At 68.0% G+C, this 10,645-nt stretch carries 9 protein-coding genes; all 9 read left to right on the forward strand.

The annotated features are described in order from the left end of the window. The first annotated feature begins 95 nt into the window (after nt 1–95). The 9 genes from RGD00_RS19825 (at nt 96) to RGD00_RS19865 (ending at nt 10,434) form a co-directional block, all read left to right on the forward strand. A complete protein-coding gene (locus RGD00_RS19825; protein WP_310459003.1) occupies nt 96–2,090 on the forward strand; it encodes a TonB-dependent receptor domain-containing protein in 1,995 nt (664 codons plus the stop codon). A gap of 385 nt (nt 2,091–2,475) precedes the next feature. Next, a complete protein-coding gene (locus RGD00_RS19830) occupies nt 2,476–3,621 on the forward strand; it encodes an acyl-CoA dehydrogenase family protein (protein ID WP_310459004.1) in 1,146 nt (381 codons plus the stop codon). Between the two features lie 75 nt (nt 3,622–3,696). Beyond that, on the forward strand, nt 3,697–4,191 hold the full coding sequence (locus RGD00_RS19835; protein ID WP_310459005.1) for a MaoC family dehydratase: 495 nt from the start codon (nt 3,697–3,699) through the stop codon (nt 4,189–4,191). A gap of 5 nt (nt 4,192–4,196) precedes the next feature. Beyond that, complete coding sequence (locus tag RGD00_RS19840) at nt 4,197–5,414, forward strand: thiolase family protein (RefSeq protein ID WP_310459006.1); 1,218 nt, start codon at nt 4,197–4,199, stop codon at nt 5,412–5,414. A 10-nt stretch (nt 5,415–5,424) separates the two neighbouring features. Beyond that, entirely contained in the window at nt 5,425–5,838 is a 414-nt protein-coding gene (locus tag RGD00_RS19845) for a Zn-ribbon domain-containing OB-fold protein (RefSeq protein ID WP_310459007.1), read from the forward strand. A 263-nt stretch (nt 5,839–6,101) separates the two neighbouring features. Next, a complete protein-coding gene (locus RGD00_RS19850; protein WP_310459008.1) occupies nt 6,102–7,244 on the forward strand; it encodes an MFS transporter in 1,143 nt (380 codons plus the stop codon). Nucleotides 7,245–7,359: 115 nt separating this feature from the next. Further along, nucleotides 7,360–8,541, forward strand: a complete 1,182-nt coding sequence (locus RGD00_RS19855) for a CaiB/BaiF CoA transferase family protein (protein WP_310459009.1) — start codon at nt 7,360–7,362, stop codon at nt 8,539–8,541. A 20-nt stretch (nt 8,542–8,561) separates the two neighbouring features. Further along, nucleotides 8,562–9,713, forward strand: coding sequence for a CaiB/BaiF CoA transferase family protein (locus RGD00_RS19860; RefSeq protein WP_310459010.1), 1,152 nt, complete (start codon nt 8,562–8,564; stop codon nt 9,711–9,713). Between the two features lie 67 nt (nt 9,714–9,780). Further along, entirely contained in the window at nt 9,781–10,434 is a 654-nt protein-coding gene (locus RGD00_RS19865; RefSeq protein ID WP_310459011.1) for a TetR/AcrR family transcriptional regulator, read from the forward strand. The last annotated feature ends 211 nt before the right edge of the window (nt 10,435–10,645 follow it).

Here is a 10,645-nt window from a genome sequence, read left to right on the forward strand (position 1 = left end):
CGACATGGCGCGCTTGAATTCCTGACAGAAATACCCGAAAAACCCCTCGCCAGCCGCACGCCAGCGTTCAAGGACAACGAACTCTGGGTGATATTATGCGAATTGCGCATGTCCTGCCGCTGGCGGGCGTATCGTATCTGGCGCTCGCCTCGGTGCTGCTGGCGCAGGCCGCAGACCAGCCTGCCGTGACGGTTCTCGACCCGATCACGCTGGTGGCGAACGGGCAGGAAAACGTCGAGGCGACCGGCGGCGCCGTGGTGACGGCCGAGGATATCGAGGCGCTGCAACCCGCCGATGTGTCGGAACTGTTCGCCCGCGAATCGGCGGTCACGGTTTCCGGCGGGGCAGGGCCGTCGAAACGGATCCATGTGTTCGGGATCGAACAGTCGAAACTCGCCGTCAGCGTGGATGGCGTGCCGCAGGCGGTGACCAGCTGGCACCATACCGGATCGAACGTGATCGACCCGGCCTTCCTGAAATCGGTCGAGGTCGAGGCCGGGGCGGCCGCCGCCGACACCGGCTTTGCCGCCGCCGCGGGCGCGGTGCGGTTCGAAACCGTGGGCGCCCACGATCTGCTGCAGGACGGCCGCACCATGGGCGGGCGCGCGGCGCTGAGCTATGGATCCAACGGCCGCGGCGCGTCGGGCAGCCTTGCGGGCTATGGCGTGCACAAGGGCTTCGACTGGTTCGTGATGGCCTATGGCGCCTCCGGCAAGGATTACAAATCCGGCGCGGGCGCCGTGGTGCCGGGGACGGAACCGGCCTCGCGCGGGCTGCTGGCGAAACTCGGCTACGAGGTCGAGAACCACCGGTTCGAACTGAGCTATGAACGCAGCGAGGACGAGGCCGACCGTGTCATCAAGATGAACATGGACCTCAATCACGATCCTTCGGTCTATCCGCTGCGGGTGACGCGCGACACGCTGAGCTTCAGATACACCACCACCGCCCCCACCGACCTGTGGGACCCTGAATTGCAGTTCTACATCTCCGACAACGGGTACTGGCGGCCGAACTACGCGCCGGGCCGCACGAACGGCGACATGGATCTGGACGCGCGGTCCAAAGGCGGGGTGATCAAGAACCGCTTCACGCTCGGCCCCGGCACGATCACCGCCGGTATCGACTTCGCCCGCAAGGATTTTCGCGTCGACAACTACGGCGACGCCGCCACCGCCCTGCCGCAGGTCAAGACGATCGAGTCGACCCAGATCGGCGCCTTCGCGCAGGGCCGGTTCGAATTCGACAGCGGCATCGACCTGTCCACCGGCCTGCGCGTCGACCATCACCGCTATACCGACTGGAAGGGCGCGACCTTCACCGACACCGGGGCGAGCGTGAACGGCACGCTGTCCTACCGCGTGACCGAGGGGGCAGAGGTCTTCGTCGGCGCCTCGCGCACCTGGCTGGGCTTCGACTATGGCGAATACGGGCTGCTGCACGCCCGCAATGCCGCCTTCATGACCGACCCGGCCTTCGCGCCCGCGACGGCGAAGAACGTCAAGGCCGGGGTGAACCTCAGCCAGGACAACTGGACCGGCACGATGACCTTCTTCGACACGCGGCTGGAGGGCCTGGGCACCTATGACACCACCGCGGGCTTCCTGCGCAACGGCGGCAAGGCGCGCAGCCGCGGCGTGACGCTGAACGGCGCCTACAGCTGGGGCAGCGGCCGCGTGGGCGCCAGCTTCACCAAGGCCCGGCTGACGCGCGACGGCGATACGGCGCTGGCCGATGGCGGCACGCTGATGCCGATCGGCAATGTCGCGGCGCTTTATGTCGATCAGGACATCCCGTCGTGGAACATGAAGGTCGGCGCGACGGTGGAATGGGCCGGCAAGCTGGAAGACGCCTATATGACCGCGAACGGCTACAAGGCCCACCCGTCCTATACAGTGGTCAATGCCTATGCCGAATGGACCCCGCCGAGCACGCCCAACCTCAGCCTCCGCCTGGGCGTGGATAACCTCCTCGACGAGGAATATTACGAACGGTCGAGCTATATCGAACGCGACATGGGCTCGCGCTACGTCTATCCCGTCTACGCGCCCGGCCGCACCGTGACCCTGGGGCTGAAACTGAACTTCTGATCCCGGCCCGACAAAGACCAAAGCCCGGCCTTCTGGCCGGGTTTTCCTTTGGCCCGCACGGCACCGGGGGTTCTCGAACCCGTGGCGCACCAGCCAGCGCCCCCGCGGGATATTTTCAGACAGAAAGTGAAGAGGATGCTTCGCCCCGGGGAAGGGCGCGACCTGTTCTTCAGGCTGGCCCAAATATCCCCGCCGGAGGCTGCCGACCTTTCCCCCCGCACTGCCGCCGGGCGGGGGCGCTGGACCCCGCCGGCCCGGCCTTGCCCCGGCGCTTCGGAATCCTCGAACCGGCGTTTTCGGAAACGGTAGTTGGATTTGGCCCCGGTTTTCCTAGGGTGCGGGCCATCGGGGTTGCGATGGTGCTGGCCCCCTGAGGAGGTTTCCCGTGGACATCAACTTTCTGGACGAGGGCCAGGCGCTGTGGCTCGAAACCGTCAACCGCTTCATGGACGACGAGGTCACGCTCGAATACATCCGCAAATGCGACATGAACCGCGACTATCCCTACGAGGCGTATGAAAAGATCGCCAGGCAGGGCTGGCTGGGCCTGCTGTTCAAGGAAGAGGACGGCGGCGCGGGCGGCGACATCTTCGACTACACCCTGATGGCCGAGGGACTGGGCAAATACGGCTTCGACTTCGCCGCCGCGATCCTGGTGCCGACCTTCACAGCGATGAACATCCAGAAATACGGTTCGGCGGAACAGAAGGCGAAATACATCAAGCCCTTCATCGACGGCAAGATCCGCTTCTCGGTCTCGATCTCGGAACCCGGCGCGGGGTCGGATGCGTCCAACACCGCCACCCGGGCGCGGCGCGACGCCAACGGCGACTGGATCGTGACCGGATCGAAACTGTGGTGTTCGGGCGCGGCCTCGAAAGACACCACCATCGCCATGCTGGTGCGCACCGATGCGGCCGACAAGCACGGCGGGCTGTCGATCCTGCTGATCCCGAACGACACGCCCGGCCTGGTGATCAACAAGCTGCCCACGCTGTCGCGCCACGCCACCGGCACGACCGAAATCTTCCTCGACGAGGTGCGCGTGCCGGGCGATGCGCTCTTGGGCAAGGAAGGGCAGGGCTGGGAAATCATCCTCGCGCATCTGGAACTCGAACGCTGCTCGGTCGCCGCGGCCTATGTGGGCAACGCGCAGACGGCGGTGAACAAGGCGGTGCAATATGCGCATGAGCGCGTGCAGTTCGGCCGCCCGATCTGGGATTTCCAGGTGCTGCGCCACATGCTGGCCGAACGCCAGACCGAGGTCGATGCCGCGCGCCTGCTGTGCTATCGCGCGGCGCGGATGGCGGCCGCGGGCCTGCCCTGCGCGCGCGAGGTGTCGATGGCCAAGCTCTACGGGTCAGAGACGCTCAAGCAATGTTCGCTGACCGGGATGCAGGTGCTGGGCGGGCACGCCAACCTGCCCGAGGCCGACATGGAACGCTACCTGCGCGAAAGCGTGCAGTCGACGATCGGCGGCGGCACCTCGCAGATCCAGAAGACGATCATCGCCAAGGCGATGCGGATCTGACCGGGCCGGCCGCCTTCCGCCGCCGGGGCTCCTCCCGCCCCGGCGGCGTTCACCCATCATAAAGGATCATCCGCCATGCTTCCCGACAACCGCATCAACACGCCGCTCGACGAACTCGAAGTCGGCCATGTCTTCCGTTCGCCCGGCCGCACGGTCACGGAAACCGACGTGGTCAACTTCTGCATGCTGACCGGCAACTGGATCGAGATCCATTCCAACGTCGAATATTCCGCCAAGACCCGCTGGGGCGAACGGATCGTGCAGGGCCAGCTGACCTTTTCGCTGATCTCGGGCCTGTTGCAGTTCGGCCCCGCGATCCAGGCCAACTACGGCGTCGACAAGATGCGCTTTCTGCATCCGGTCAAGATCGGCGACACGATCTATGCCACCGCCGAAGTGACCGCCAAGAAGGACAAGGACGATACCTTCGGCGTCGGCAGCTTCCTGATCAAGGCGTACAACCAGAACGGCGACGTCCTTCAGCGGTCTGAATGGTCGCTGCTGATGCTGCGCAAGCGCAAGGACCTTGAAGAACTGATCCTCAAGGCCCTGCCGAAGTTCAAGGAGTAACGGCCATGACCGGATCCCCGAGGCCCGTCGCCGCCATCGTCGGCATGGGCGATGCCTATGCCTCGCGCAGCAACCGCAAGGATCCGCTGCAACTGGCGGTCGAGGCGACCCATGCCGCGCTGGCCGATGCGGGGATCACCCGGCATCAGGTCGATGCGGTGTTCACCGGCCGGTCGCCCTGGGCCGACAAGCGGTCGCAATGGTCGAACATCTTCATCTCGCACATGCAGATGCCGGTGACGATCAACAGCGAGTTGACGATGCACGGCGCGGGCCTGACCGCCTCGGTCGGGGTCGCGGCGCAGATGATCGCGGCGGGCAAGGCGGAATACGTGCTGTGCCTGCAATCCGACGCGACGGAGCTTTTCGTCGATGCCGTCGCCATGGGGGCCGAGGCGGATGCCGATCCGCAATTCGAGGTGCCCTATGGCCCGACAATCCCGTCGCTCTACGCGCAGGCGGCCTGCCGCTACCTGCACGAATTCGGCCTGACCGAGGCCGATCTGGCCGAGGTCGCGGTGGCGAACCAGAAATGGGGGGTGGGCCATCCCCACGCCGCCAAGGCCCGTCTGGGTGCGGTGGATGTGGCGAAGGTCCTGGCCTCGCCCTATGTGTCCAGCCCGATCCGGCGCTGGATGTGTTCCACCTGGGGCGGTGGCACCGGGGGGGCGCTGGTCGTCACCTCGGTCGAGAATGCCCGCAACTTTGCCAACCCGGTCCATGTGCTGGGCTATGGTTCCGCCGCGACGCATGAATATCTGGGCGACCGGATGAACCTGCGCAAGGTGCGCTACGACACCTTGGGGCCGCAGCCGAACCTCGTCTACACCGCGACGGCAGAGGCCGCGCGGCAGGCCTTTGCGCAGGCGGGGATCGGGCGGGGCGACATCGACATGGCGCAGATTTCCGCCAACTTCGCGCATATGGGGCCGATCATCCTCGAGGATCTGGGCTTTGCCGAAAAGGGCAGGGGGATCGAGCTTTACCGTTCGGGCCGCACCGCGATCGACGGCGACCTGCCGGTCGATACAAACGGGGGCTGGCTGTCGTTCGGCCAGCCGGGGATCTCGTGCAACATGGACAGCTATGTCGAGGCGATCCGCCAGCTGCGCGGCACCGCGCTTGGCGCGGCGCCGGCGAAGCGGCCGGAAACCGTGCTGGTGCAGGGTGCGGGCGGCATGCTGGCGGCGGGCGCGGTCAGCATCCTGTCGACGCGGGCGTAAGGAGGACGGAATGGAAATCGAATATGTCGACGGCTTTCCCCAGCCCTATCCGCTGATGGATGCCGAGTCCTACTGGCAGGCATGCGCGCGGCAGGAACTGACCTATCAGCGGTGCACCAGTTGTGGCCAACCCTGCTGGCCGGCGCGGTCGCATTGCCCCGATTGCGGCACCCGGACGCTGGAATGGCAGCGGTCGGCGGGGCGCGGCACGGTCTATTCCTTCAGCACGGTGGGGCGCGGCCCGACGCCCGCCTGGCAGGAAATCGCGCCCTACACCGTCGGTTTCGTGGAACTGGAAGAAGGCTATTTCCTGTTCACCCAGATCGACGCGCCGCCCGAATCCATCGCCATCGGCGACAGGGTGGAGGTCGCCTTCATCCGGCGCGGGCGGCAGATGCTGCCGGTGTTCCGGCCGCGCGGCTGACGGCCGACGCCGCCCCTCTGCGGGGCGGCGCATCCGGTTCGGGGGGCCATTGCCAAATCCGTCCCCCCCTATCGGAAAAGGCTGAGGGGTTTCGGCTTGTTGCCGCACCGGCCGGTCACTACCCGTTGAGGGGTCTGCGTCATTCTGGCGCAGACATCAGGCACCAGGCAGACATGGCCGAAGCAGCAGTCATTTGCCCGCAGACAGAAACCCGCCACGGCGGCGGGGACGGGGGCGGGGGGCCGCCCCCGCCGGGGCGCAGGATGGCGTTGCTGATCCATACCATCCTGATCGCCGGGTCGAACAACGCGCCGCTGGCGGCGGCGCGGCTGGTGCTGCCGATGATCGCGCTGACGATGGGCGCGGGGGCGCAGCTGGTGGGGATCCTCGCCGCGCTGTTTTCGGCCGCGCCGATCTTTTTCAACGTCGCGGTGGGCCGGTGGGCGGACCGTTCGGGCACCTTCGGGCCCATCCTGTTCTCGGCCCTGCTGATCGTCGGGGCAAGCGCGCTGTTCCTGCTGGCGCCCTCGGTGCCGGTGCTGCTGGTGGTGGCCTGCATGATCGGCGGCGGCGCGATGTTCAGCCATGTCGTCGCCATCCGCGCGGTCAGCGAATGCGGCGCGCCGTCGGACAGGATGCGCAACCTCGGCGTCCTCGTGGTGTTCTATTCGCTGTTCCAGTTCATCGGGCCCATCGCGGCGGGCAGCGCGCTGGAATATTACGGCACGCATGCGGCGCTGTGGACCATCGGGGGGTTCGGCGTCGTCTCGGTGGGGATGATCGCGCTGAGGCTGCACAATTTCACCCGCACGCCCAAGGGCGGGGCGGAGCCCCCCGCCCCCGGCCGCACGGCGGAACTGCTGCGCCTGCCCGACCTGCGCCGCTGGGTCGTCGTCAGCAGCCTGTTCAGCGCGGTGATGACGATCCTGCCCTTCATCCTGTCGCTGCATGCGCTGGCCACCGGCATTTCGGCGGCGCAGGCGGGGCTCTTGCTGGGGGCCTATTCCATCGGCTCGCTGATCTCGCGCGCGTCCATCGGCATCGCCACGCGGCTGTTCCGGGCGCCCGTGATCCTGATCGGCGCGCTGTTGTCCGGCGGGGCGATCTATGCCGCGCTGCCCTTCATCCATGCGTTCCAGCCGCTGGCCGTGCTGTGTCTGGTGCTGGGGCTGGCCCTTGGCATCGGGGTGCCCATCGCGCTGAGCCTGATCTACGCCGCCGCGCCGCCCGACCGGGTGAACGAATCCGTGGGCCTGACCATGGCGCTGACGAATTTCCTGCAAACCAGCGTGCCGCTCGCGCTTGGTGTGCTGGCGTCGAGCCTGGGCGTCGGGCCGATGGCCTGGACGCTGACCGCGGCGATGCTGGCGGTGGCCGTCCTGGTCTGGGGAGGACGAAAGCGCTGAGTACCCGCCCACCGGCTTGACGGGGACCGCGATTGCACGCATTGTCAATCTAACAACAGTTAGAAGATTGCGGGCGCATACCCGACCGATGAACCGCAAGAAGGACCCTGGCCATATGCAGAACATTCTGGAAGGCATCCGCGTACTGGATTTCGGCCGCTTCATTGCCGGGCCGTTCTGCGCCGGCATGCTGGCCGATCTCGGCGCCGATGTGGTGCGGATCGAACCGCCGGGCGGCGCCGACGACCGCTATCTGATGCCCATCACCGCCGGGGGCGAGGGCGCGATGTATTTGCAGGCCAACCGCGGCAAACGCTCGCTGACGCTGGACACCGCCGGGCCCGAGGGGCGCGCGCTGCTGGAACGGCTGATCGCAAGCGCCGATGTGGTGGTGGCGAACGCGCCGCCGGCGGCGCTGCGGCATATGGGGATCGACTATGACACGCTGCGCGCGATCCGCCCCGACATCATCCTGACCGTCGCCACCGCCTTCGGCCTGTCGGGGCCGAACCGCGACAACGGCGGCTTCGACGGCACCGGGCAGGCGGTCAGCGGGGCGATGTACCTGTCGGGCCCGCCCGGCCAGCCCTACCGCGCCGCGACCTCCTATGTCGATTTCAGCACCGCCATCAGCTGCGCCTATGGCACGCTGGCCGCGATCATCCGTCGGATGAAGACGGGCGAGGGCGCGCTGGTCGAGGCGTCGCTGGTCGGCACCGCGCTCAACATGATGACGCCGATCCTGATGGAGGAGGCGACGGGCGCCCGCCACCGCGTGCCCACCGCAAACCGCAGCCCGATCGCCGGGCCTTCGGACCTGTTCGCGACCAAGGACGGCTGGGTGCTGGTGCAGGTGCTGGGCCAGAAGATGTTCCGCCGCTGGGCCGAACTGGTCGGCCGCCCCGACCTGCCCGACGATCCGCGCTTTGCCACCGACATCCTGCGCGGCGACAACGGCGCGGAGCTCAGCCGCATCATGGGCGCCTGGTGCGCCCCGCGCACGGTGGCCGAATGTCTGGCGGCGCTGCGCAAGGCGCGGATCCCGGTCACGCATCTTCTGCGCCCGGCGCAGGTGCTGGAACCCGAAAACGGCCTGACCCAGACGCTCGGCTGGATGGCCTATCCCGGCGTGCCGGTGCCGCTGCCGGTCGCGCCGCCGCCCGCCTTCCTGTCGGGGACCGATACCGCCACCGTGCGCCCCGCCCCGACGCTCGGGCAGGATACCGAGGCGCTGTTGCAGGACCTCGGCCTCGACGCGGCCGATATCGGCCGTCTGCGCGCGGCGGGCGTCGTCTGACCATGGGAAAGGAGCCCGGGATGGGACCGCTGGCTGGTCTGAAGGTGATCGAACTCGCCGGGCTCGGCCCGACGCCGTTCTGCGGGATGCTGCTGGGCGATCTGGGCGCCGACGTGCTGCGCATCGACCGGCTGGAGGCCGCGGATCTGGGCATCGACATGCCCGGCAAATACGACCTGCGCAACCGCAACAAACGTTCGGCCGCCATCGACATGAAACGGCCCGAGGGGCTGGCGGTGCTGAAGGGCCTGATCGCCGAAGCCGACATCCTGATCGAGGGCTTCCGCCCCGGCGTGGCCGAACGGCTGGGTGTGGGGCCAGAGGATTGCCGCGCGCTGAACCCGCGGCTGGTCTATGGCCGCGCCACCGGCTGGGGGCAGGACGGCCCGATGGCGCAGATGGCGGGGCATGACATCAACTATATCGCGCTGACCGGCGCGCTCGACTGCATCGGGCCGGCGGACGGGCCGCCGGTGCCGCCGCTCAACCTGCTGGGGGATTACGGCGGCGGCGGGGTCTACCTCGCCTTCGGGCTGATGTGCGCGGTGTTCGAGGCGCGCCGGTCGGGGCAGGGCCAGGTGGTCGACGCGGCGATGGTCGATGGCGTCACCAGCCTGATGACGGTCTTCCACGCCTTCCGCCAGATGGGGCAGCTGGAACCCCGGCGCGGGGCGAACATCCTCGACGGCGGCGCGCCGTTCTATACCTGCTATCAGACCAGCGACGGCAGATATGTCGCCGTCGGCGCGATCGAGACGCGGTTCTACCGCACCATGCTGGACCGGATGGGCATCGACCCCGCCAGCCTGCCCGACCGCAACGACCGCGCCAACTGGCCCGCCCTGCGCCGCCGGTTCGAAGAGGTGTTCCGCACCCGCACCCGCGACGAATGGGCGGCGCTGCTGGAGGGCTCTGACGCCTGCTTCTCGCCGGTGCTGACGCTGGAAGAGGCGCCCCGCCACCCCCATAACCTGGCGCGCGGGCTGATGGAGGAACGCGACGGCGTGGCCCAGCCCCGCCCCGCGCCCCGCTTTTCGCGCACCCCCGGCGCGATCGCCCGCCCCGCGCCCGCCCGCGGGGAACATACGCAACAGGCGCTGGCGGACTGGGGCCTCGACCCGGCGGTGACGGCGGCGGCGCGGCAGGCCGGGGCGCTTGCAGACGGGGCATGAAACCGGCATGGGAATAGGGGGCGCCGGGCCCGCCCGACGCCACCGGACCAGAGCGGGAGAGACAGCCATGACCACAGCCAGACGCCCCGCGACCCGCAAGGCCGCGGCCACACGGGTCGAGATCCTGGTCGCGGCGGCGCAGCTTTTCGCCGAAAAGGGCTATAGCGAGTGCAACCTGCGCGAACTCGCCGACAAGGTGGGGATGAAGGCGGGCAGCTTCTACTATCACTTCCGCTCCAAGGAAGAGATCCTGGACGAACTGCTCAAGACCAGCATCGCGCTCGTGACCGACGCCGTGACCGAGGCGATCGCCGCCGAGGGCCCCGAGGCCCCGATCCGCGCCCGCATCATCGCCGCGCTCCGCGCGCATATGACGACCTTCCTCAGCGCCGACGGCCATGCCAGCGCCTTCATGCGGGTCTGGGAACACCTGCCGCCGACGATGCGCCGGCGCAACCGCGAAAAGCGGCGCGCCTATGCCGAGATCTGGTACAGGCTGATGGAAGAGGGCAGGGCAGAGGGCCTCATCCGCACCGATATCGAGCTGCGCCTGCTGGTGCCCTTCGTGATCGCGGGGATGAGCCGCACCATCGAATGGTACAACCCCCGCCACATGACCATCGACATGATCTGCGACCTGGTGGTGCGCGTCTACCTCGACGGCGGCATCACGGCCCCCGGTTCCGCGAAGGATACAGGGGCTTCCCGGGCCGCGGAATAGCCCCTCCTCCCCCCTTGAGGATACTTCCGTCAGAGTGAGTGAACGGCAGACGGGGTTTCCCAAGTTTCAGGGACGGCAGACGAGGACTTCGGGGGTCGCCAGAGGCGCCTGCGATGGAGGCGCGGCGGCGTCATTTTCTGTCCCCAAATATCCCCGCGCGGCGCGCTCCCGTCCCTGCGGCCGGGCCGGCCAGCGGGCGTTGCGCGCCGAT

Origin of the sequence: Ruixingdingia sedimenti (genome assembly GCF_031432425.1) — a bacterium.
GTDB classification, from domain to species: Bacteria; Pseudomonadota; Alphaproteobacteria; order Rhodobacterales; family Rhodobacteraceae; genus Ruixingdingia; species Ruixingdingia sedimenti.

What these genes read in the sequence shown, in the direction of transcription:
- RGD00_RS19850 (WP_310459008.1), top strand. Translation starts at nt 6,102, where the DNA reads ATGGCGTTGCTGATCCATACCATCCTGATCGCCGGGTCGAACAACGCG.
- RGD00_RS19845 (WP_310459007.1), top strand. Translation starts at nt 5,425, where the DNA reads ATGGAAATCGAATATGTCGACGGCTTTCCCCAGCCCTATCCGCTGATG.
- RGD00_RS19860 (WP_310459010.1), top strand. Translation starts at nt 8,562, where the DNA reads ATGGGACCGCTGGCTGGTCTGAAGGTGATCGAACTCGCCGGGCTCGGC.
- RGD00_RS19855 (WP_310459009.1), top strand. Translation starts at nt 7,360, where the DNA reads ATGCAGAACATTCTGGAAGGCATCCGCGTACTGGATTTCGGCCGCTTC.
- RGD00_RS19840 (WP_310459006.1), top strand. Translation starts at nt 4,197, where the DNA reads ATGACCGGATCCCCGAGGCCCGTCGCCGCCATCGTCGGCATGGGCGAT.
- RGD00_RS19835 (WP_310459005.1), top strand. Translation starts at nt 3,697, where the DNA reads ATGCTTCCCGACAACCGCATCAACACGCCGCTCGACGAACTCGAAGTC.
- RGD00_RS19865 (WP_310459011.1), top strand. Translation starts at nt 9,781, where the DNA reads ATGACCACAGCCAGACGCCCCGCGACCCGCAAGGCCGCGGCCACACGG.
- RGD00_RS19825 (WP_310459003.1), top strand. Translation starts at nt 96, where the DNA reads ATGCGAATTGCGCATGTCCTGCCGCTGGCGGGCGTATCGTATCTGGCG.